This is a genomic window from Acidovorax sp. Root275 (assembly GCF_001428965.1).
Lineage (GTDB): Bacteria > Pseudomonadota > Gammaproteobacteria > Burkholderiales > Burkholderiaceae_C > Acidovorax > Acidovorax radicis.
The window spans coordinates 853,178-875,611 of record NZ_LMJH01000009.1 but is presented as its reverse complement, the minus strand read 5'-3'; the positions used below and the strand labels follow the sequence as shown (position 1 = coordinate 875,611).

Sequence of the window (22,434 nt, the reverse complement as noted above, 5' to 3'; positions counted from 1 at the left end):
CTGGGCGGGCATGGATTGCCCGCAGCCTGTCAATCAAGCTTGGCGCCCGACTGCTGAACCACTGCACGCCACCGTGTCATCTCCGACTTCACGAAGGCGCCCAGCTTGGCGTCGCGCAGGCCGACGAGCGGGACGCTGCCGAACTTCTCGGTGGCCTGCAGCATTTCGGGGTGAACGATGGCCTTGGCGATCTCGTCTCCCAGGCGCTTCACGATGTCTGGCGGTGTCTTGGCCGGAACGAACACAGCGCCCCAGGCTGTGGATTCGGCTTCGGGAACGCCCAGCTCACCCACGGTGGGTACGTCGGGCGAGCTGGCCAGGCGCGTCTTGGAGGTGACCGCCAGCGCCTTGAGCTTGTTCGCCTGCACCTGGGGCAGCACCACCGCCGGGTAGTCGAACATCAGATCGATGCTGCCGGCCATCAGGTCGCTCAGTGCCGGCGCGCTGCCGCGGTACGGCACATGGGTCATCTTGATGCCGGCGGCGGTCTGGAACAGCTCGGCCGTCAGGTGGGTGCCCGTGCCAGGCCCGGCGGAGCCGTAGTTGAGCTTGCCGGGATTAGCCTTGGCATAGGCAATCAGCTCGGGCACCGTCTTGAACGGGCGCGAAGGGTTGATCACCAGCATGAGCGGCGTTTCCGACATGGCGTGCACGGGCACAAAGTCCGCCACGGGGTCATAGCGCACGTTCTTGTACAGCGCCAGATTGGCGCCATGCGTTCCCTGCGTGCCGTAAATGATGGTGTAGCCATCGGGCGGCTGGCGCGAGGCCGACTCGACACCGATGGAGCCGCCCGCCCCGGGGCGGTTGTCCACCACCACTGACTGTCCCAGCTGTGCGCTGAGCAGCTTGGCCAAAAGCCGCGACGTGCTGTCCGTAATGCCCCCGGGTGGGAACGGCACCACAAACGTGATGGGCTTGCTGGGCCACGCATCTCCCGCAGCGTGCAGCACACCGAAGGCCAATGAGGCGATGACAAAAACAACCAGTTTTCGGAAGGTTCTACGCATGCTTGTCTCCATTTTTTGTTGCCACTGAATTGCGGCTGGTCGTAGAATACTTCAATATTTCGTAGACAAGCAAGAGGTTTTGATCTTCGTATCGAAAGCAAAGAACGAGATTTCACAGAGATTTCCTCAATGAATAGTCCTGCTGTCAAAGCTATGATTCGTTGATATCTACGAAATACCGGATAACTTATGCCCACCATCGTCCCCGCTGCGTCTCGCACCATGGCCCTTCTGGAGGTCTTTGCCCGGGAGCGCCGCGAACTCTCCAACTCAGACCTTGCGCGCCTGATGGACCTGCCAGAGAGCAGTTGCTCCGATCTCTTGCACACGCTGCATGAGCTGGGCTACTTGATGCGGACAGCGCGGACCCGGCGCTTCTATCCCACGGCCCGCCTGCTCACGGTTGCCAAAGGCATCGCTGCGGGGGATTCGCTCTACGCGGTGGCGTCCGAGGCCTGCGAACTGCTGCGCGACAAGACTGGAGAGACCGGCATGTGCGGCCGCGTGGAGGCCGGCGTGGTCAAGGTCCTGGCGTTTGCCGAGGGCACACACCCGCTGCGCTATGTGGAGAACGTGGGCAACAAGATCGCCCTGCACGTATCCGCTTTGGGCAAGGCCGAGCTGGCGCTGGGCACGCCCGAAGAGGCTGCACGCCAGCTGCGGCTCAAGCCGCTCAAGCAGATCGCCCCCGGCTCCATCACCGACCTCGCAGCGCTGGAGGCGCAGATCGCGCAAGCGCGCGAGCAAGGCTGGATGTGGGTGGAGAACGAAGGCTTTGACGGCCTGGCCGCCATCGCCGTGGCTGGCTATCTGGGCGACGAACCCCTCGCGCTGTCGATCGCCGGCCCCACCGAACGGCTGCGTCGTACCAAAGACGCGTGCCTGCAGGCCTTGCAGGAGGTACGGGCGCTCGTGTTCCACCCCCAGAACCCCGCGCCCACGCTGCGCGCCACCGCCTCGGGCCGGCGCAGCGCGGGCACCAAAGACACCACGCCCGCATAGCGGCGGGTCCATGCATTCAACCCAGGAGACATAGCCATGTATGCAACGATGAGTTCCGAACAAGAAATGCTGCGCGACAGCGTGCGCCGCTTCATGAAAAGCGAGGTCGCACCCCGCGTGGCCCAGCACGACCGGGACAAGACCTTCCCCTTCGAACTCCTCAAAGAGCTGTCCCAGTTCGGATACATCGGCGGCCGTCTGCCCGAGGCATTGGGCGGCATGGACATGGACCAGATGACCTGGGCGATGCTCATGGAAGAGGCGGGCTACACCTGGCTGTCGCTGCGGACCATGGTGAACATCACCAACGCGGCCATCAACAAGCTGGCAGCCGAAGCCAATGAAGAGCAACGCGAACGCTTCCTGAAGCCCCTGCTGGCATCCGAACGCAAGGTGTTCAACGCCATCAGCGAGCCGGGCACGGGTTCGAACATTGCGCAGGTCCAGACCCGCGCAGACCTGCAGGGCGACCACTATGTCCTCAACGGCCGCAAGCTGTGGATCACCAACGGAGCCTTTGGCGACTTCGGCATCGTGGTTGCCCGCACGTTCAGCCCCGATTGCCAGGGAGGGCTCTCCACCTTCTTGGTAGAGCGTGATGTATCGCCTTATGAGGTGCGCAATGTTGACACTATGGTGTTGCGGAGCACCGGCACTGCGGAACTGGCGTTCGACAACGTGAAGGTGCCCCGCGAAAACCTGCTGGGGGAAGAAGGCAACGCGCTCAAGAAGATGCTCATGGGCCTGGACGGCGCCCGCGTCAACATTGCGATGGGCGCAGTCGGCGCAGCCCAAGCGGCGCTCGACCTGTCCATTGACTATGCCCGTACCCGCACCCAGTTCGGCAAGCCCATCGGCAGTTTCCAACTGGTGCAAAAGCTCATCGTGGACATGACGATCCGTGTGGAAGCCGCCCGGGCACTGAGCCTGCGCGCCGCCGCCGCACTGGACGCCAATGCCGATGCGCGCACTGCTTGCTCGATTGCCAAGCTGTACGCCACCGAGGCTGCACACGAAGTCGCCAGCATGGCGCTGCAGGTGCACGGCGGCCTGGGCTATGCCACCGACTACCCCATTGAGCGCATCTTCCGCGACACGCGCGGCGGCACGATTCCTGAAGGCACAACCGAAGTGCAGACCTTGATTGCCGGGCGCGAAATCCTGGGCATCTCGGCGATTGTTTGACCCTCGTCATAAACACCCCCATAACGACCAGGAGACAAGATTGACTGACCTTTCGCGACTGATCCGCCCTCGCTCAATTGCCCTTGTGGGCGCGTCCGACCGCCCGCAGAGCATTGGCGAGCGCACGCTGACCAATCTGCTGGACCATTCCGAGTTCGACGGAGACATTTACCTCGTCAACCCGACCAAGGCAGAGATTCGCGGGCATCGCTGCTGGCCCAGTGTGGCATCGTTGCCCGCCACGCCGGACGTGGCGGTGATCGTGGTGCCCGCATCGGGCGTGCTGGCGGTGGCCGAAGAATGCGCAGCGCGGGGCGTTCTGTTTGCCATCGTGTTGACGTCGGGCTTTGGCGAGGCCGGTGAAGAAGGCGAACGTGCCCAGGTGCGGCTCAAGGAGATTGCTGATGCGGGCGGCATGCGCCTGTATGGCCCCAACTGCCCGGGTCTTACCAACGTCAACCACCGCCTGGGCCTGACCTTCTCGCCCTCCTTCCCTCATGACCTCGTCAAGGGTCCTATCGGCCTGGCGACTCAGGGTGGCGGCCTGGGGCGCAACGTGATGCAGGCCATGGACCGGGGTATCGGCATCGGCCTGTGGGCCTCTACCGGTAACGAGGTGGACCTGCAGGTGGCCGACTTCATCCACTACATGGCCGATGCTCCCGACATCAAGGTGATCGTGACCTTGCTGGAGGGCATCAAGGATGGCGCAAAGTTCGTGGCCGCCGTGAACCGTGCTGCGGCCAACGGTAAGCCCGTGATCGCGCTTAAAGTGGGCAAGTCGGAATACGGGCAGAAGGCGGCTCAATCGCATACAGCGTCCCTGACCGGATCGGCCGAAGTGAACAGCGCCGTGTTCAAGCAGTGCGGCGTGATCGAGGTGGATGACATCGACGAGCTGGTTGATACTGCCTGGCTGTTCGCACGCGGCGAGCCAGCACCCAGCGAAGGTGTGGCCATCTACACCTCGTCGGGCGGCACCGCAGCCTTGACGGCGGACGCCGTGGGCACCGCAGGCCTGACCCTCGCTCAGTTTGCCCCTCACACGCGGCAGGTCCTGGCCGATCTGCTGCCCGACTTCGCCGCGCTGGACAACCCGGTGGACACCACCGCCGCTGTGCTGAGCGATGCGGCATTGATCGAGAAGTCGCTGAGCGCGGTAGCGGTGGACCCCAATCTGGGCTGTGTGATCGTTCCGATCGCGCTGGACTATGGCGACACCACGATCCAGCTGGCACGCACCATCATCGCGGCGCAAAAGGGCTGTGCCACACCCATCATTCCCATCTGGATGAGCGACCGCATGGGCGAGGGCTATCGCATGCTGGTCGAAGGCGGGTTTGCACCGCCACGGTCTGTGGGCAAGGCCATCAAGGCCATACAGCGCTGGATCGAATACGGCCGCTGGAAGCGCGCCAGCGCTGCGCGTGTGCCGCTGAACCCCATGGCAGTGCTTGCGCAAGCCACTGCCACGCGCAGCCTGTCCGAGGCCGAAGCCAAGTCCCAGCTGCTGGCAGCAGGCATCGCCCTACTGCCCAACGCACTGACCGCCACCGCGCAGGACGCCGTCGCGGCGGCCAACGCCATGGGCTACCCCGTGGTGGCAAAGATCGCCAGCGAGCAGATCGTGCACAAGTCCGACATCGGCGGCGTAGCGGTGGGGCTGCAGAACGCCGAGGAACTGCGCCAAGCCTGGGAGGACATCATGGTGGCCGCGAAGCACCACAGGCCCGACGCGCACATTGACGGTCTACTGATCGAGAAGATGGCGCCGCGCGGTGGCCTGGAGCTGATGGTCGGCGTTACGCGCGACCCGGTGTTCGGCCATGTGATGACATTCGGGCTGGGCGGCATCTACGTGGAGATCCTGCGCGACGTCACGCGCCGCATGCTGCCGCTGGGCGCCAGCGAGGCTGCCGCGATGGTGCGCGAGATGCGGTGTTTTCCCCTGCTGGACGGCGCACGTGGCCGCCCGCCGGCGGACCTGGAGGCGCTGCAGACGCTGCTGCTGCGCATCTCGGACTTCGTGATGCACAACGCAAACCGCATCGAGGAGATGGACCTCAACCCGGTGTGGATCGGCGCCCAGGGAGAGGGCGTGCTGCCGCTGGATGCCGTCATTGTCGAAAGAGCGAGCGAAGGAGCGACCGCATGACGGGCACCGCAACCCGGCCGCCGCTGCAGGGCATTACGGTGGTGGATTTCAGCGAGCTGCTGCCGGGGCCGTTTCTGACGCAGAACCTGGCGGAAATGGGCGCGAGCATCATCAAGATCGAGCGCCCGCCGCATGGCGACAATGCCCGGCACCTGGGTCAGGGCGCCTTCGAGGCCGTGAACCGGGGCAAGCAAAGCCTGCTGGTGGACCTCAAGGACGAGTCCCGGCGCGCCCAGGTCCGCGAGTTGATCGCGTCGGCCGACGTGGTGATCGAGTCCTACCGCCCGGGGGTGATGGCACGCCTGGGCCTGGACGCCGCGGCGCTGTGCCAGGCCTGTCCGCGCCTGATCTACGTATCCCTGAGCGGCTACGGCCAGACAGGGCCCTGGGCCGACCTGCCGGGGCATGACATCAACTACCTGGCCGCTGCGGGCGTGCTGGCCGTCTCGGGCCAGCCCGATGGCGCCCCCGCGCAGAGTTTCGGGCTGCCGGTGGCCGACCTGTGCGGGACCATGTACGCGCTGTCGGCCACCCTGGCCGCGCTGTTCCAGCGCGAAGCCACGGGCCGGGGGCAGCACCTGGACGTGGCACTGGCCGATTGCGCCTTGCACTGGATGAACCCGCGGCTGGGTGCCTACCGCTCGGCCGGCGCGCGCACCGTGCAGGCGCAGCGCGAGGCCACGCTGGTGAAGGCCGCCTACGGCGCGTTCCGGTGCAAGGATGGGCGCTATCTGTCGATTGCCGCGCTGGAGGACCATTTCTGGAAGCGGCTGTGCGCGGCCCTGCCGCTCGCACCTTTCGATGGCCCGGAGTACGCCACGCACAAGGCCCGCAAGGCGGCGGCCGACGCGATCAACCTGCGCATCGGGCAGGCCATGCAGCCGCTGCAATCGCGGGAGGCCTTCGAACTGCTGTGCCGCCATGACGTTCCAGCTGCACCCGTGGTTCATCCCGCCGAACTGTCGTCTCAAGCGCATTTCGCCTCGCGAGGCAAGTTTGCCGCTGGTGATGACATGCCGTGGGTACGCTTCCCCGTGGCCATGGAGGGGATGGGCGACATCGACCTGGCTGGAGCGCCAGCCCTGGGTTCTGCGGGGGGCTGACCCATGGGCGCCGCTCTGCGCACGCGCATTACGCAGCTTCTGGGGATCGATCACCCCATCCTGGGCGGCGGCCTGATGTGGCTGTCCGACGCGAGGTATGTGGCTGCGCTGGTGAATGCAGGTTGCATGGGCTTCATCACGCCCCGGTCGTATGCCAGCGAAGCGGATTTCCGGGACGCCCTCGCGCTTTGCACGGAGCTGACTCACGGCAAACCGTTTGGCGTGAACCTCACGCTCTCGCACCGGCCCGAAGCCAACTCCATGGTTCCGCGCTGGATGGATGCCAGTCTGGGGCATGGCGTGAAGGTCTTCGAGACAGCAGGACATGCGCCAGCGGAACTCATCAAAGCGCTGCATAAGGCCAACGCCGTCGTTGTTCACAAAGCCTCCAGCATCCGCCACGCGCTTTCTGCAGTGCGCGCCGGTGCCGATGCCATTGCCCTGGTCGGCATGGAGGAAGGCGGGCACCCGGGCATGAACGAGCTGCCTACCATGCTTATGGGGGCGCTCGCCCATGGCCAGTTCAGCGTGCCCGTGGCGCTGGGGGGCGGCATCGGCCGCGGCAGGCAACTGGCCGCGGTGCTGGCCCAGGGGCTGGACGGGGTGCTCATCGGAAGCCGCTTTCTGGTGTGCGAGGAAATCCAGACGCACCCCCGCTACAAGGAGCATCTGCTGACCTGCGACGAGCACTCCACGGTGCGGGTGCTGCAGTCGCTGGGCACCACCTGGCGCGTGCTGCTCAACGACACCGCGCGCCAGGTCCAGGCCATCGAGCGGACCGGCGCCACCGAACACGCCGCGTTCGGCGGCCTCATCAGCGGAGCCGTCGCGCGCGAGCGCTGCTACACCCAGGGCGACTGGCGCCATGGCATGGTCTCCCTGGGGCCATCCATCGCATTCGCCAGGCGCATCGAGCCGCTGCAGGCCATCGTCAACGACCTCGTGGACGAGGCGGTGCAGGCCATCGCGGCCCTTCACGCAATGCATTCACAGAACGAAATGGAACAAGAATGAACCGACTGCCTTTCATGGAGCGGCTGGTGGTGCCCGTCATTGCGGCCCCCATGCTGCGTGTCTCGGGCATTGATCTGGTCTCGGCCGCGTGCGAGGCCGGCGTCATCGGTGCGTTTCCCACGGCCAATTGCACGTCGCTGGACGAGTTTGCGGCGTGGTTGCAGCGGCTTCAGCGCGAAGCCGAAGAACAGCCCAGCCGAGCGCCTTATTGCCCCAACCTCATCATGCGGCGCGACCCCGCACGCCTCAAGGCCGAAGTGGATTTGATCGTGCGCCACGGCGCGGAGCTTGTGATCACCAGTGTGGGGTCTCCCGCTTCGGTGATTCCTGCGTTGCGTGACGGCGGCTGCCTTGTGTTTGCCGATGTGGCCTCGCTCCACCATGCGGAGCGTGCGGTGGAGGCAGGCGTCGATGGCCTGGTGCTGCTGTCGTCCGGCGCAGGCGGGCACACCGGCTGGGCCAACCCGTTCGCGTTTGTGCGTGCTGTACGCCAGATGTTCGACGGCCCCATTGTGTTGTCGGGAGGACTCTCGGACGGCGTGGCACTGCGCGCCGCGACCGTGTTGGGTTGCGATCTGGGGTGTGTGGGTACGCGATTCATCGCCACCCAGGAAAGCATGGCGACGGCGGACTACAAAGAGATGCTTCTGGAAAGCTCCATGGACGATGTGCTCGCCACACGCGCCTTCACCGGGTTGCCCGCGAACTTTTTGAAGCCGTCCATCGTCCGGGTGGGCCTCGACCCCGAAGCGTTGGACGAGACAGTGTCCGTTCAGGAAGCGCGCAACAAATTCGGAGGAGGATCTGAAGGACCAGTCATTCAACGGTGGTCGGATCTATGGAGTGCGGGGCATTCGGTGTCGGGGGTGACATCCTTACCGACTACTGCCGACCTGGTTCAGTCCATGAAGAGGGAATATCTAGCTGCCTGATAGCCTGTACGCAGGTGCCGAGGATGCGGTGGCATGGAATTGTTCCCCGATAGTTGCCAGTGTCCGGTATGAACATATGCAGTCAGTGAACGGCTGAACATCGACGACTGCTATCAGCCTGAAGATGCCAACCCAGGTGTCGGTTTTGCAGCGGTTGCTGACGATCGAGAAGGTCAAACGAACGTGCTTTTTCGGCCGATTAGCAGACGCTCAACTGGGGCTGGGCTACCGCCATCTAGCATCGGTAAATTCCTGGGCAAGGTCTGTGCTAAGAGCGCGAGAGCGAAGCTGCAGCCGCCTCTTCGGCCCCATACGCCGCACCATCCAACAGCCGTTCATACAGATCCATTGCTCGGCTGCGAAGCGGATCCGTGGATCTTTGGAGTGCGATGGCGACGGATACAAAGCTCTCGCCGTATGACATCCGCACGCGCGACTCGCCTTGCGCGAACATGAGTTCCGTGCAGCGTTCCGCCAGTTCAAGGACCAGTTCCTCGAAGCCTGGGCTGAGAAGCAGTTCCTGCAGATAGCGCGTGAAGCTTCTATCGAGACAAACACGCAGCACCGCAGGATTGCTCGCAACGGCGTTCAAAAACTCTTTGGTATATGCGTCCGCCATCGGTGGTTCCCAATGAGACACGGCGCGAGCGATTGCCGACGCCTCGTGCCCAGCGGCCTGTTGCACAAACCGCATCAACACATGGTGTGCCCCTGGACGCAACGAAGCCTCGCGCCAGGCGGCTGACGCTGTGAACAGCGCGCCTAGACGTTCTGGTGTGTCTGGCCCTACCAGGATCTGCTCCAACTGCACTGATGCAATCTTGTCTTCGGAGTTAAGGAACACTGTCGCCATCAGCAATTCGCCAGCAGCTTGCCGGTTCCCAGCATCGTTGCCAACTAGCCAATGATCTCGTATCGCCTTCATCATCTCGCCGGTAACCAGATCACGGTTCTGCCAGAGGAAGTCCGAGACATACTTGTCCGAGAATGTGTCTGGAAATCTATCCCAGATCGTTTGCACGAGTCGCGTCGCACGCGGGCGATCCGCCCAAAACAATGGTGCACCACGAAACATCAATATGGCGGTCCAGATCGCTGGGTCTTCGGGGCGATCTACATGCCGCTCCAAGGCAGACAACCACCCATCCCAGTCTGGCTCCGTACGCCCCAGCAAACCGGCCGCCATCCCTGCAAGCAAAGTGAAATTGTCTTGCGGAAGAATGCGCATGCCTCCTGGAGTTCGGCGGAACACAATAGCATTCGTCTCGGCTCTGCGATTGCTATTCATCTCACGATTGCGTTGTTCTAAGTCGAGCCTTGCCGCAATCCGCTTATTGGTGTGCAGTGAGTCGTTGATGATCCACGACTCCAGTAACGCGACATCCTCGTCAATCAAACCTTCATCACGTTTCGCCAGATCCTGAAGAGCCCAGGCCACGTCCTTTCGCCACCCCTCGGTGATAAAACCTTCGCGATGCCATTTCCAGACAAGGGCACGAACACGCTGCGCATCGACGTTCGGATCCTCGGCAAGGACACGAAGCAGTTCCCCTGCGACGTTCTCATGCCGACCGGGTCGAAAACGTTGCTCCGCGATCCACAAGGCGCGGTCAGCATGAGTCTTGCCGAATGCCGCAAACGCGCGCGCCAACTCCACCGTGCCACCATCGCGGCGCAACCCGCGGCGGCCTCTCCGACGATCTGTATTGTCCGCGACCTCGTCGATCATCTTGAACACGTCATCGTCAGAGGCGTTGCCCATCTGCTGTGAGGACATCGGTGATCTAACGATAGATGCCATGCTTCCGCCGCGACTGCCTCGGAGTTCCGGCTGCGTGGCACGCCATTCCTGAACTTGCCGGTATCTGCGCGGCTGCAGAACATGCGCAGGTAATAGTGCCAACAGAGGAAACCGTCTCTCCTCAGCCCAAATGCGACGATTGCGTCTCGTTGAAACATCGGATTCTTCCTGCGCCTCATACAGGTACGGATCCCATGATTCGATGTTTGCCCGAATACGCTCAAGTTGCTCCGTGCCAAGTTGGGTAACGATGGCACGCAGAAGCACCTGTGTCGACCATCCGTCCACCAGATGACTCACACCGTCGGTGTCTGGCAGGAAGGCCATTCCGACTTGCAAGCGTCGCGAGTCGGCAAGCAAATAATCGACACCTTCATTTGCCAACACCATGCCACCAGCAGCGAGGCCTTCCACAATCAGTGCTTGCACCTCCGCCACATCGACGTCGGCGAATGTCTTGATCAGGCGCAGGAAATCATGCGGATGCTCTTTGGCACAAGCACAGAGAACGGCCTTTGTGATTCCGAAGATGCCGTCCTCCGTGTGCTCATAGTCCCACCAATGGGGCAGACTTGAAGAAGCCGGATAGGCATCCAGCAGGCCCCGTGATCTAGGCTCGTCTCGGCTCGCCACATATACAAACCATGGAATGAGAACATTTGCAAAAGCTAGGGTTGATCGCTGAGCGAGCTTGTCCAGGCCATGGAACCGTAGCCGGTCTTCGTTGCTGACCTCCACACGCTCAAGATAAATCTTGAAGAGATCTGCGGCACGATCATCACCCAGCCTTTCCGCATAGCTAACGATCGTGTAGTTGTCGAGTCGCTGTCGCGCGAATATCAGCCGAAGGCGCTCGACAATGACGGGAGACCATTGGCCTGACTTGGAAAAGACCTCAAGCGCCTCAAGGTCGTGTTCAGGTGCGTCCCAATGCGCGGCAATTGATCGGACCACGAAATCGGCATCGAGTGGCGCTTCCGCAATCAACAACTGGACGACGCTCCAACGCAGCTCCGCATTACCCATGATGCTATGCACCAGCGGGAGAAGGGGCTCGCGCCAATCTGTCCAATGTGCGGTGATTCGCGCAAGGGCTCGGCGCGCCAACGGAACATCGCTGCGCACAAGGTGTTGCAACCAGCCCCGCTCACGCGCGAAGGGTTTCCGTTGCCCAGCCACCATGTCCACAACGAGATGGCGAAGGTGCCGCCGCGTCTTGGTGTTTCCCAGCAGCGCATCAATCGCCTGTTCATAGGCGGGTAGATCGAACGCCCGCAAACGCTGCAGAGCCCGCAGTACGGTAGCCCGCGCAAAAAGCCCGTCCTGCCGCTCCCAGGCGTATTTCGCCAGTGATTGGCCGGTTGAGAAGTTCTTGGCCTGGAAGTCATCCAGCCAAGCCTGATGGCTGAATCCCACCAAACTGTTCTGTCTCACGACGATGCCAGACGCCACGGCGACCTGAACTGCCTGAGGATCCTGGATCTCATACACATCTGCAGGCCGCCACAGAGATTCACTCTCGGTCATGTCGGCGGCCAGTTTCTCCAAGAACTTGAGCACCTCCCGCCGTATGGTGGAGTCACCGAGATCGGCGGATGTGAGCCAGGTGTTGAGTAACTGTGAGGCGATCAGTTCGCGACCAGGAACGCCTCTCCGCAGAATGTCGACGAAAATGCGCAAGGCAAAGGGACGTCTCAGCGTTTCGCCCAGCACCTCTGGAATCTCCTCCATCGAAATGTGCAGGCGCTGTAGTAGTGCGTGAACTTGCTCCTGGCTGGGCAGCGCAAGCTGGACAACCTCAGCGCCCAGAGACTGAAAACGGGCGTCATAGTCCGCTTCAAAGGGTCTCGAAGACACGAGGATATGCACGGGTGGCTCAACCCGTTCAGCGCGCTTCTTGTCTTGGAAATGGTGGGCGATCTGAAGCAGAAGCCGCATCCGCTCCGATGACCGGTCCATGACCTCACTGACTGCATCCAACTGGTCAATCAGGACGACGACGGGGGCAGTTCGTGCCAAGGCCTCGATCTCGCCGAGCAAGTGCCCGCGCAGTCCCAGTGCTTTCGACACATCATTCAGCGTTCTCACATGGGTCGGAAGAAGGTCCGCCTTGATGGCGAAGACAACCACTCCCTGCGACTGGAGGCACTCGACCAGTTCGGCGAAAAGCGCCGACTTCCCGGAGCCGGATTCACCAATGACCAGGGTGCAAGCGTAGGGATGCTCACGAATGCGTTGCCGAAGTATCTCTAGTTCAGGCCGATCGATATGTTCGCCGCTAATCGTCTGCGACCAGGACCGCAGCGCTTGGGAGGCCGCCTTCGCATCAGCCCGTGCATCGTCAATATCGACCGCATCGGCAACTGTGGTCGGAGTGAGCTGCTTTTCGATGCGAAGGACCGTGGATCGAACCTCTTCTAATGCATGATCACGGATCGGGTCTCTCCAGTGCTTGGAGGCGTAGAGGGCCGGACGCAGGCGTGTCAGAAACAGAGAAAACGCATGTTCCAAGTCACCTTGCCGGGTGTAGAACAGCTGCGACAAGGTTTCCTTCAGTGAGCGCCCGCGCAGGAAAGGCTCCACGAATCGCTCGATGTAGCCTCTGACGATTTCCGCTTCGGGTTTGTCGACGATCAGATCATGCAAGAAATGCACCACGGTCGGTGCGACGACGTGGTGGATGAAGGTCTCTGAGCGGAAGTCTTCTGCCAGGATCGGCACAGCAGCTACGGCGTCCCCCATAGCTACGTCGATGATTTCGATCAACTCCGCCTTCGCTTCCCTCTCGCTCCAGCGACTGATGAAGGCCCTGGCTGCTTTATCGCCCACCCGGCCTACCGCCCAACCAATGCCGCCTTCAATGATTGCTGTAAACACTGGCAAATTCTTCCCTGTTCTGCTGAATGTGTATTTTCGTCCGCCGTCGATTCCCGCTGATTCTTGGTACTGTCAGTTCGGTTCGTGCATGGCAGCCTTGAGATATACGCTGGGCAAATACGCAGAGGTCACCGGCAGCAACCAGCCTGAAGCCGCCCTCAATCACCGATGTCGGTTTGGCAGCGGTTGCAGTCTGTCATGCTTGAATCGTGACCGACCGCTCAATTGTGCAAAGCGGCCATGCGCAGAGATTGCCACACATAAGGTCTGCAGCATCATTCGCCCATTGGCATCCAGGCCAGCAAAACCTAGGTAGTCGAACGACGTCGTCTTGCCGGCGGTGCAGCGCTCTCGGTTGTAGACGCATTTATGAATTCGGATGCACAGCTATGTGGATCGAAGAAAAAACAAGCTGGGTTATCGTCCGTCCTACTGCTTCAGGCGATCCAGAGGATCGTTCACGAAACCCAATGCTGATGTACCGCGCACGACTCTCCCTCGCATTCGCCGCCCTGGTGGCCCTGGTGTGTATCCAGGCCGCCTTTGTGTACTGGGGCGCCAACCGCGTCAACGACTATGCGCAGCACAGCCGGCTGGCCAGCGACATCCAGTCGGAGCTGCTCGACCTGTCGGCCAACAAGCAGCGGCTGCGGGTGTGGGCCCTGCAGCGGTTGATGAACACCGACGCCCAGCCCGAGCAGCGCGAGCGTCTGGTGGCCGCGATGGTCGCCAGCGCCGCCAACCTGGATGACCTGGTGCAGCGCGATCTGGCGCTGTGGAACGAGATGGTGCGCCGTGAAGGCGTGAGCATGCCGGCCGAGGTGCCCCAGCTCGTGGGCGTAACAGAGCTGATGCGCGACAACATCCAGGCTGTGGAAGCACGATTGGCGCAACTGGTGCCGCTGGAGCAAGGAGCGGACTTTCCGGCCCTGTGGGCTGAACTCACGCAGGTGTTCGACATGGCGCGCGGGCGCGACCTGCGCGAATTGATCAACGGCGCGATTGCGCACCAGCGCGCGGCCGTGCCTGTGGCGCGCGCCGCCACCGAGCGCGGCCTTGATCTGCTGCGCGCGCAGGCCATCGGCATGGCCCTGATCACCCTGGCCGTGGCAGTGGTACTGGCCCTGCACCTCAAGCAACGGTTGCAGCGCCCGCTGGACCGGCTGCTGGAAGGCACCCAGGCCCTGCAGGCCGGCGCACTCGACCACCGGGTGGCCACCGGCTCCAACGACGAATTCGACCGCGTGGCCCAGCACTTCAACGCCATGGCGGCCGAACTGCAGCAACACCGCGCCCAGGCCGACGCCGCCCGCCGTGGCCTGGAAGACGCGGTCCAGGCACGCACACAAGAGCTGAGCGCTGCCCACGACACCCTGCAGCGCCTGGACCAGCGCCGCCGCCAGTTGTTTGCAGACCTGGGCCACGAACTGCGCACCCCCGCCACCTCCATCCGCGGCGAGGCCGAGATCGCCCTGCGCGGCGGCGACAAACCCGTGGACGAATACCGCCAGACGCTGGCGCGCATCGTGGGGGGCGTAGACCAGCTCACCCGCGTGATCCATGACCTGATGCTCATTGCCAAAGCCGACGCCGACCAGCTGGTGATGCACCCCGCACCGGTGGACGTCCATGCACTACTGGGCGACGCTGCTGAGCAGGCGGCCGCCCTGGGCGCGCCCCATGGCGTGCAGGTGCAACTGCTGCCAAGCCCGCCCAGCCCTCAGGAGGGCGGCGATGTGCTGCCGCCCGGCCCAGCGGTCGTCGTGCATGCCGACGCCGACCGGCTGCGCCAGGCCCTGGTGATCGTGCTGGACAACGCAGTGCGCTACTCGGCCAGCGGCAGCACCGTGTGCTTGTGGCTCCAGGCTGCTCCGGGAGGGGTCGAGGTGGTGGTGCGCGATGCGGGCATCGGCATCGACGCGGACGAATTGCCGCACGTGTTCGACCGCTTTGTGCGCGGGCGCAGGGCGCGGGCGCACCGGGCCGATGGGACGGGCATCGGGCTGTCCATCGCGCAGTCCATCGTGCAGGCACACGGCGGGCACATTGCCATCACCAGCGTGGCGCAACAGGGCACCGTGGCCCGTATCGCGCTGCCGTTGATGGACGGCACCACCATAACCCCCGCCCTCAACGCCAAAGCCGCATCACCGGAGCGCCGCGTATGACCCACATCCTGGTCGTGGAAGACGATGCGCGCGTGGCCGACTTCCTGGTGCGCGGCCTCAAGGCCGAGGGCTACCGCGTGGAGCTGGCGCGCACCGGCCCCGAAGGCCTGGCCCTGGCGCGGAGCGCCGAGCCCGGCGTGCTGCTGTTGCTCGACCTGATGTTGCCTGGCCTGAGTGGGCTGGAGCTGTGCCAGACGCTGCGCGCCGAAGGCCACCACCTGCCGGTGCTGATGCTCAGCGCGCTGAGCAATACCGAAGACAAGGTCACCGGACTGCGCCTGGGCGCGGACGACTACCTCACCAAGCCCTTTGCGTTTGAAGAACTGCTGGCCCGCATCGAAGCGCTGCTGCGCCGCGGCCGCGAGCAGCGCCCGCGCGCCAGCACCTTGCACGTCGCCGACCTGGTGCTGGACCTCGAGCGCATGCAAGCCAGCCGGGCCGGCCAGCCTATCGTGCTGACTGCGCGCGAGCTGGCGTTTCTGGAGCTGCTCATGAGCGCCCCCGGTCGCGTGTACAGCCGTGAGCGCATCCTCTCCAACGTCTGGGGCACCAACGAGGACCCGCTGACGAACGTGGTCGATGTGTACGTGCGCCGCCTGCGCACCAAGATCGACGAAGGCCAAGGGCTCGCGCTCATCAAGACCGTGCGTGGCTTTGGCTACCGATTGGACGCCACGGCGGATTGAATCGTGGGGGAGTATGTCCTGGCGCCCGCTTGCCGGGGGGCAGGCGACCTGGCGTTCATCCGTTGTTCATGTGCTGCTCACATGGCTGTAACCCGGCTTTCAGAACCGGTTCATGCCGCTTTGGTGAACTGTAGGTCCCGCTGCAGCCCTTGGGAAAACGGGCGGGAACCAACCAGTTCAACCAGTGAAAACCATGAAAAAACTCACCTGTATCGCCGTTGCCAGCTTCCTGATCGGCGGAGCCATCCTGCCCGCCGCCGCTAAGGGCCCTGTGGTCAACCACGCCATCTCCGAAACCGAAGTGCTGGCGGCCCAGCAAGCTTGGTGCAAGGCGCTGGTCGATATCTCGACGGTGAACACCACCAGCGGCCAGCCGGCAGCCAAGGCTTTGGCCGAGAAGGTGATCGACAGCGCGTACGGCTACCAGATTGGGACCGTGCTGTTCAAGCCGACCCTGACTGAGGTGCCCCAGACCTTTCGCACCACCCGAGAGGGCGCACTCTCGTATTTCGTGGGGGGCAATCCTGCATACCCCAAGGACACCGGGTTCGCTCTGAAGGGCTGGACGAAGTGCGAGATTGCCAATGCTGCAGTCTTCATCTCCGGTGACTCTGCCAATACCATAGGCAACGTGATATTCACGGGCAAGGACGGCAAGGTGACCACCGTGGACAAGAGCTGGGCCTTCGTCAAGGACGATGCGGGCAAGCTGCGCATCGTCGTGCACCACTCGTCACTGCCGTACGCGGGCAACTGATCGGATCGTGTGCCGATTGGCACACGCTACCGAGCACTAAGACGGCTGTGATCGGGAACGCACGACTTGATGTCTGCAGCATCCTCGTTTCGGGGATGTCTGTCGCCGTACCCTTGGGCGGACGAGGATACCTGGCTTAGAAAGGCTGGTGACGTCGATGTAGGATTTCCTGGTGGTGTTGATGCGCCGCCGGCCGCTTCATCCGCAGGCCCCGGGGCCCAACTTGTTCCTGTACCTCACCTGCGAGGTACCTGTGACCTTCAGTGTCACGTTCGTCATGAGGCGGGAAGCAGCGCTTCTGTGCAACTACCAGTACGCGATCACCGGCCTCGAAGCAGTCGTTGATGCGCTTGAAGAAATCGATGTCGGCGAGCAGCAGCGTCGTCGAGAAGCCCCGGTGGGGCGGCATCTACCTCATACCTCATCGCGCGGCGGTTCAGGGCTCCGGTCAGCGGGTCGGTGGAGGCGATTGTTCGTAACCGTTGTTCCGATGCAAGTACCGCCTTGTAGTAGACGTTCGAGAATAAGCCCAATACCAGGAAGCCAGCGCTAGCGTTGAACCACCGTAACAGCGTCGATACATCATCCGCCAGCGTCACTTGGGGTGCGTGGGCATGCGAATACCCATCGAGCGCGAGATAGATGGCGAACAGCACAACGCCATGCATTGGACTTCACCCGTTCAAAGTGATACCCCAGCGCTGGGTGGTGGAGTGCAGCTTTGCGTAGTTGGAGAAGAACAGGCGGTGTGGAAGAACTGCGAGAGGCTACTGAACACCAGCTTGCAGTTCATCCACTTGTATTGTTGGCTCTGCTGCTCAGAATATTTTGAACAGGTCTTAGTCGGCTGACTGACCAAATTTCGCCGTCGACGTTAGGTTGCGTAACCATTGCATGCAGGAGTTTTTGACTTTCACCGAACCATCCATACAAGAGGCCGCGCTCGAGAGGCGCCCCCGTTTCTGACTCTCGAGGTCTCGAACTGGGGCAACCTCCTCACCGACTAGAGCACCCTCCTCAGGTTCCACCAAGCTCGAAGAGCGCAAGCCGGCGCACCACTTTTTTTGGCAATCGCCATAAGTTGTTAGATGCCAGGCCTGCCGCTGTCCAGGGAACGCGCAGCACTAACATTCGCTGGGCGTTATGAAACGCTAACCGGACGGTGTGGCGGCGTGTGGGGGTGCCGGAACCATAGAAGGCGCCAGCATCGGCCACAAATTTGAATTCACAACGGCAGGGTCGTTGAGCGCTTGATCTCCTTGAGCGAGAAACCCGTGTACATCTCCTTGACATTGCCAAGCGTGCGAATCTTGTGCATGGCAAGTTCGTGGAAAGCATTCATGTCGCTCACGACAACTTGCAGCAAGTAGTCGTATTTTCCTGAGACATTGTGGCAGGCGATAACGTTAGGAAGCGCCATTACGCCGCTCTCGAAGCGGTTCATCGCTTTCTCGGAATGGTTGTCAAGCATGATGCTGATGAACGCGAACAGGCCCAAACCCAACTCCCTGGGCTCTAGCGAGGCGTGATAACCCCGAATTACTTTCTCCTCAAGCCGCTTGAGCCGCTTCCAACATGCTGGGGGTGACAGTGCCACACGCGACGCTATCTCTGTATTCGCCAGTCGGCCGTCGGTCTGCAGAAGCTGCAAGATCGCTCGATCGGTATTGTCTAACTCCGCCATTCCATTCTTCCTCGGTACACACATAGGCAGGCCAACCCGCAAGGGTTCACCACTGAAATGTCGAGCTCGTCGCTCCCCTGCAGCCACTTGAGCCGAGATCCGTGGCCTGAGATGTTGCGGCGTCTTCAAAGCTAGTAGTCAGTTAATAAAATTAACCAAATGATCGCACTCTTGGAGCAATTAGAAATCATATTTCTAGAAGGTAGGAACAGAATTTCCAGACCTACAGCCGATGGCTTCTTGCTCCGAGAGAGGACAACGTTATGCACACTGATTTCGAACAACGTGGAATCAACACGGCCCTGGCTCACGCCGGCTCTCATCCGGAAGACCATTACGGCTTCGTCAACCCGCCTATCTACCGCGGCTCCACAGTGGTCTTTCCCAGCGCAGCGACGATGAAGTCAGGTAGTCAGCGCTACCAGTACGGCCGTTGGAACAACCCGTCCACAGAAGCGCTCACCGAGGCGATCAACGTGCTCGAACGTGCACAAGGAAGCGTGCTTTGCTCATGCGGACTGGCTGCCTGTGTCACTGCCATTCTGGCTGTGGTGGGGGCGGGGGATCACCTGTTGGTGCCTGATAGTGTTTACGGGGCCACCCGCCATTTCTGCGACACAGCCGGCAGGCGCTTCGGCTTCGAAACGACCTATTACGACCCATGCATCGGCGCGGGCATCGAAGCGCTGTTTCGCCCGAATACGAAAGCGGTGTTTACCGAGTCGCCCGGGTCACACACTTTCGAGATTCAGGACATACCGGCTATCTCGGAGATCGCGCACCGCCGCGGCGCCCTGGTCATCATGGACAACACCTGGGCCACACCGCTATTTTTCAAACCGCTGACCATGGGCGTCGATCTGAGTGTGATGGCTGCCACCAAGTACGTGGTGGGCCATTCGGACGCGCTCATCGGCACTGTAGCGGCAGGGCCACGCGCTTGGGAGCTACTGAAAGCGTACCAATTTCAGGCAGGTGTTTATGTCGGGCCGGATGACGTGAATCTTGCCTTGCGCGGCCTGCGCACGTTGGGAACAAGGCTTGCGCGCCACCAGGAGAGTGCTCTTAAGGTCGCGAGCTGGTTGGAGGGCCGCGACGAGGTTGCGCGTGTCATATACCCAGCCCTGCCTTCACATCCCAACCATGCACTGTGGCGCCGTGATTTCACTGGTGCCAGCGGCTTATTCTCATTTGTGACCAAACCGGTTTCTCTCGAAGCGGTCGAGGCGATGCTCGATAGCCTTTCATTCTTCTCGCTTGGATACTCTTGGGGCGGATTCGAGAGTTTGGCGATGACCGTCGATCTACGAAAGATGCGAAGTGCCTCCAAGTGGGACGAAGTAGGTCATCTGGTGCGCCTTCACATTGGGCTGGAAGATGCAGCCGATCTGATCGCAGATCTGGAGAAGGGGTTTGCAAGACTTAGTGACGTCGGGTGATCAACACAAGGCCAGAGCTGCGGAGCGGACAAATCCATGAGCACCTTGGAGTCACAAGCACTTGAATGCCTAGCGGCTATCCTTGAATCGCCCCGGGTTTGAACTGGCCCCTAGAAGTTGGACGGTCACGATTCCGCCGATTAGGCGGTGCTTCTCAATCGGTATTCCACCGGACTGAGCCCCTGCAGCCGGAGCTTGATGCGTTCGTGGTTGTAGTAGTTGACGTAATCATGCACGCCGCTTCGAGCGTATCAATGCTATCGGGCCTTTCGAGATGGAAGTACTCGGCTTTCAGGGTGCCGAAGAAGCTTTCAATCGCCGCGTTGTCGAAGCAGTTGCCCTTGCGGCTCATGCTTTGCTCGACTCCGCGTCGCACGAGCATCGCTCGGTAGGGCTGCATCTTGTAGTGCCAACCTTGGTCGGAATGCACGATCAGGCCTGCGACGCAATTGGTCCGCGAGAGCGCGGCCTCAAGCATGCTGGAAACCATCTCGAAGACCGGCCGCCTTGCCATGCGATACGCGACGATCTCGCCGTTGTACAGGTCCATGCAGGCCGACAGGTAGAGCTTTTGCCCGCTTACATTGAACTCGGTGACATCGGTCGCCCATTTCTGGTTCGGCGCGGTCGCGCAGAAGTCGCGCTGCAGAACGTTGGATACGTGTGCATCGCTCGTGCCCGGGACATGCCAGGAGCGCTTCTTCGCCCGGATCAACGCACGTAGCCCCATCTTTTGCATCAGACGCTGCACGCACTTGTGGTTGACCGGCTGTGCCATTGAATTGCACAGCGCTGCCGTGATCCGCCGGTATCCGTAGCGACCCTTGTGCTCGTCATAGACAGTGCGGATCCTAGCCTCCATGGCGCTGTGCTGGTCGGCGCGCCGGCTCGCTTTGCATTGGTAGTAGAACGTGCTGCGTGGCAGGCCTGCGACCTGCAACAGGTATGCCAATTTATGGTGATGCCTCAACCCGGCAATCAGATGCGCTTTGTCGGGGCAGCTGATCTCTTCGACCGAATCAAGGCCTGCAATTTTTTTAGGTACGCGACCTCCGCGCGCAGTCGGTCGTTCGCTTCCCGCAGGGTTTTCTCCGCATCGGCAACGACCGTGCTAGACGGTGCGGCAGAGCGTCGTTTTGGCTTCATATTAGGCTGTTCTTCATTCCCGCTCTCGCGCGCCTGCAGGCAGCCTTGATCGAGATTGCGCCGCCAGACCACGATCTGGTTGGGATTGCGGATGTCATAGAGCGCCGCGACCTGACGACTGGAAAGCTGCTCGCGATCCTGATGAGCTAGCACCTGCAACTTGAGCTGCGCACTGTACGCGCTCCGCTTGGGGCGCAAACCGTCGATGCCGTGCAGGCGGTAGTGGCTCACCCACGTGCGGACCTTCTCCTCGGGAACCGACCACCGCCGAGCCAAGAGCTTCGCGCCGCCTTCGCCTGCCAAGAAGCTTTGGACCACTTCCAGCTTGAACTCCGTTTTGTACTTCTTCATGAAACCCCTTGAAGTTTGTCCAACTTCTAGGGGCTAGTTCAAAACCGGGGCGATTCACAGCCCATTCGAGAGGCGTTCAATAGCTAGTGCCGAATTATTTGAACATCGCTAGGTCCACCGCAGTGGCCAATTTGGCGTAACCAGCGTCGTTTGGATGTAGGCTGTCACCACTATGTAAATGGGTAGGAATCCGAAGCGGGTCCTCTGGATCCTGTATTGCCTTGTCGAAGTCGATTACACCGGCGACTTCTTGATTTGCTCGCACCCAGGCATTTATCGTCTGACGCTTCGCTTCGCCTTCAATTGTGTAGAAAAATCCCCCTTTGAACGGAATGAGAGTACCGAGATACACCTTCACGTTTTTGGCCTTTGCCAGAGAGATCACTTCCGTCATGGCCGCAATGACCTGCTCAGCCGTGACCACCTGATCTTGATATAGCTGTGAGAGCCCTAGATCGTTTGTGCCGAGCAAAATGATGGTGTGAGTGACGCCCGTTACGCCGAGAACCTGCTCAGTGAAACGACGCACACCGGGGAGACCAAACGGCGTGTTCAGCCATCTATTTCCCCCCATTCCTGCATTCACGACTGAAATGTTGCGGTCGATTTTCAGTGCACGGTTAGAGAGCTGGCTTGGGTAGTCTAAGAAGGCATTCGTGCTCGAAGCAACGCCGTCGCTAATTGAGTCACCGAACGCCACCACTACCTTACTCGCATCACTCCTTTCCACAGCTATCTCACTCATGAAATAGCTGGATGAGCGCACATTCTCGGCGGCGGAGAAAATATCACGCGCGGTTGTTTGATCGCCGGTACTGACGTACGTAGAAGAAGTAGAGAATCGATGTCCTGTGGCAATAGTCGCTTTTTCCATGTAAATACTGACTGCCAGCCGTATTTGGGGCTCCACTGGAAGGGCAACAGCATCGCTCCATCTATCTTGACCGGCTTCAATGGTTACGCTGGGAGCTCCAGCAAAGGTGACTGCATGGTCGCTCGAAGTGTCAATCTCTGCAGCACCAACGCTCCGCGCAACGTGCACCTTGTTCAGGGTCAAAGGGACTTTCCCGAAGCGGTTTGAGAACTTGATGCGAACAAGATTACCGTCCAACGAAAGCCTGGCC

General features: G+C 61.4%; 15 protein-coding genes and 2 pseudogenes. 11 read left to right on the top strand and 6 right to left on the bottom strand.

Going from position 1 to position 22,434, the window contains the following annotated elements:
• Nucleotides 1–29 precede the first annotated feature (29 nt).
• Nucleotides 30–1,010, bottom strand: coding sequence for a tripartite tricarboxylate transporter substrate binding protein (locus ASE52_RS18940; RefSeq protein ID WP_057228305.1), 981 nt, complete (start codon nucleotides 1,008–1,010; stop codon nucleotides 30–32).
• A gap of 189 nt (nucleotides 1,011–1,199) precedes the next feature.
• Here ASE52_RS18940 and ASE52_RS18935 point away from each other — a divergent pair, with 189 nt between their 5' ends.
• The 6 genes from ASE52_RS18935 to ASE52_RS18910 are packed head-to-tail and all read left to right on the top strand — an operon-like array spanning nucleotide 1,200 to nucleotide 8,401.
• On the top strand, nucleotides 1,200–2,012 hold the full coding sequence (locus ASE52_RS18935; protein WP_057228302.1) for an IclR family transcriptional regulator: 813 nt from the start codon (nucleotides 1,200–1,202) through the stop codon (nucleotides 2,010–2,012).
• A gap of 36 nt (nucleotides 2,013–2,048) precedes the next feature.
• A complete protein-coding gene (locus ASE52_RS18930) occupies nucleotides 2,049–3,197 on the top strand; it encodes an acyl-CoA dehydrogenase family protein (RefSeq protein WP_057228300.1) in 1,149 nt (382 codons plus the stop codon).
• Nucleotides 3,198–3,237: 40 nt separating this feature from the next.
• Nucleotides 3,238–5,352, top strand: a complete 2,115-nt coding sequence (locus ASE52_RS18925) for an acetate--CoA ligase family protein (RefSeq protein ID WP_082606936.1) — start codon at nucleotides 3,238–3,240, stop codon at nucleotides 5,350–5,352.
• On the top strand, nucleotides 5,349–6,455 hold the full coding sequence (locus ASE52_RS18920) for a CoA transferase (protein ID WP_057228296.1): 1,107 nt from the start codon (nucleotides 5,349–5,351) through the stop codon (nucleotides 6,453–6,455). The genes ASE52_RS18925 and ASE52_RS18920 overlap by 4 nt, the downstream gene beginning before the upstream one ends.
• Nucleotides 6,456–6,458: 3 nt before the next feature.
• Nucleotides 6,459–7,469: a nitronate monooxygenase gene (locus ASE52_RS18915; protein WP_057228294.1), complete on the top strand. Its 1,011-nt coding sequence runs from the start codon at nucleotides 6,459–6,461 to the stop codon at nucleotides 7,467–7,469.
• On the top strand, nucleotides 7,466–8,401 hold the full coding sequence (locus tag ASE52_RS18910) for a nitronate monooxygenase (RefSeq protein ID WP_057228292.1): 936 nt from the start codon (nucleotides 7,466–7,468) through the stop codon (nucleotides 8,399–8,401). The genes ASE52_RS18915 and ASE52_RS18910 overlap by 4 nt, the downstream gene beginning before the upstream one ends.
• Nucleotides 8,402–8,669: 268 nt before the next feature.
• Here ASE52_RS18910 and ASE52_RS18905 read toward each other — a convergent pair whose 3' ends face one another.
• A complete protein-coding gene (locus ASE52_RS18905; protein WP_140426271.1) occupies nucleotides 8,670–13,079 on the bottom strand; it encodes an ATP-binding protein in 4,410 nt (1,469 codons plus the stop codon).
• Between the two features lie 476 nt (nucleotides 13,080–13,555).
• Between ASE52_RS18905 and ASE52_RS18900 the strand changes: the two genes are divergently transcribed.
• The 3 genes from ASE52_RS18900 (at nucleotide 13,556) to ASE52_RS18890 (ending at nucleotide 16,690) form a co-directional block, all read left to right on the top strand.
• Nucleotides 13,556–15,247 carry a HAMP domain-containing sensor histidine kinase gene (locus ASE52_RS18900; RefSeq protein WP_057228589.1) on the top strand — a complete coding sequence of 564 codons (1,692 nt, stop codon included), beginning with the start codon at nucleotides 13,556–13,558 and terminating at the stop codon, nucleotides 15,245–15,247.
• Nucleotides 15,244–15,933 carry a response regulator transcription factor gene (locus tag ASE52_RS18895; RefSeq protein WP_057228288.1) on the top strand — a complete coding sequence of 230 codons (690 nt, stop codon included), beginning with the start codon at nucleotides 15,244–15,246 and terminating at the stop codon, nucleotides 15,931–15,933. Before ASE52_RS18900 ends, ASE52_RS18895 begins: the two co-directional genes overlap by 4 nt.
• 193 nt (nucleotides 15,934–16,126) lie before the next feature.
• Nucleotides 16,127–16,690 carry a hypothetical protein gene (locus tag ASE52_RS18890; protein WP_057228286.1) on the top strand — a complete coding sequence of 188 codons (564 nt, stop codon included), beginning with the start codon at nucleotides 16,127–16,129 and terminating at the stop codon, nucleotides 16,688–16,690.
• A gap of 320 nt (nucleotides 16,691–17,010) precedes the next feature.
• Here ASE52_RS18890 and ASE52_RS25780 read toward each other — a convergent pair whose 3' ends face one another.
• Nucleotides 17,011–17,346 (bottom strand): hypothetical protein, encoded by a 336-nt coding sequence (locus ASE52_RS25780; RefSeq protein WP_140426270.1) that lies wholly within the window; start codon nucleotides 17,344–17,346, stop codon nucleotides 17,011–17,013.
• 16 nt (nucleotides 17,347–17,362) lie between these two features.
• Between ASE52_RS25780 and ASE52_RS25775 the strand changes: the two are divergent.
• A pseudogene (locus tag ASE52_RS25775) lies at nucleotides 17,363–17,522 on the top strand (IS5/IS1182 family transposase); the annotation flags it as partial.
• A 393-nt stretch (nucleotides 17,523–17,915) separates the two neighbouring features.
• Here the strand turns inward: ASE52_RS25775 and ASE52_RS18880 are convergent.
• Nucleotides 17,916–18,374 carry an Lrp/AsnC family transcriptional regulator gene (locus ASE52_RS18880; RefSeq protein WP_057228282.1) on the bottom strand — a complete coding sequence of 153 codons (459 nt, stop codon included), beginning with the start codon at nucleotides 18,372–18,374 and terminating at the stop codon, nucleotides 17,916–17,918.
• A gap of 263 nt (nucleotides 18,375–18,637) precedes the next feature.
• Between ASE52_RS18880 and metC the strand changes: the two genes are divergently transcribed.
• Entirely contained in the window at nucleotides 18,638–19,813 is a 1,176-nt protein-coding gene (gene metC, locus ASE52_RS18875) for a cystathionine beta-lyase (RefSeq protein WP_057228280.1), read from the top strand.
• Between the two features lie 140 nt (nucleotides 19,814–19,953).
• On the opposite strand, the pseudogene ASE52_RS25770 reads toward metC, so the two are convergent.
• Both ASE52_RS25770 and ASE52_RS25295 read right to left on the bottom strand, forming a co-directional pair.
• Nucleotides 19,954–21,310: pseudogene (locus ASE52_RS25770) on the bottom strand (IS3 family transposase).
• 94 nt (nucleotides 21,311–21,404) lie between these two features.
• Nucleotides 21,405–22,367: a GDSL-type esterase/lipase family protein gene (locus tag ASE52_RS25295; RefSeq protein WP_158004177.1), complete on the bottom strand. Its 963-nt coding sequence runs from the start codon at nucleotides 22,365–22,367 to the stop codon at nucleotides 21,405–21,407.
• Nucleotides 22,368–22,434: the final 67 nt, after the last annotated feature.

Coding starts and splice junctions, on each gene's coding strand:
- metC (WP_057228280.1), top strand. CDS start 18,638: ATGCACACTGATTTCGAACAACGTGGAATCAACACGGCCCTGGCTCAC.
- ASE52_RS18895 (WP_057228288.1), top strand. CDS start 15,244: ATGACCCACATCCTGGTCGTGGAAGACGATGCGCGCGTGGCCGACTTC.
- ASE52_RS18880 (WP_057228282.1), bottom strand. CDS start 18,374: ATGGCGGAGTTAGACAATACCGATCGAGCGATCTTGCAGCTTCTGCAG.
- ASE52_RS18910 (WP_057228292.1), top strand. CDS start 7,466: ATGAACCGACTGCCTTTCATGGAGCGGCTGGTGGTGCCCGTCATTGCG.
- ASE52_RS18920 (WP_057228296.1), top strand. CDS start 5,349: ATGACGGGCACCGCAACCCGGCCGCCGCTGCAGGGCATTACGGTGGTG.
- ASE52_RS18915 (WP_057228294.1), top strand. CDS start 6,459: ATGGGCGCCGCTCTGCGCACGCGCATTACGCAGCTTCTGGGGATCGAT.
- ASE52_RS18900 (WP_057228589.1), top strand. CDS start 13,556: ATGTACCGCGCACGACTCTCCCTCGCATTCGCCGCCCTGGTGGCCCTG.
- ASE52_RS18890 (WP_057228286.1), top strand. CDS start 16,127: ATGAAAAAACTCACCTGTATCGCCGTTGCCAGCTTCCTGATCGGCGGA.
- ASE52_RS18930 (WP_057228300.1), top strand. CDS start 2,049: ATGTATGCAACGATGAGTTCCGAACAAGAAATGCTGCGCGACAGCGTG.
- ASE52_RS18935 (WP_057228302.1), top strand. CDS start 1,200: ATGCCCACCATCGTCCCCGCTGCGTCTCGCACCATGGCCCTTCTGGAG.
- ASE52_RS18940 (WP_057228305.1), bottom strand. CDS start 1,010: ATGCGTAGAACCTTCCGAAAACTGGTTGTTTTTGTCATCGCCTCATTG.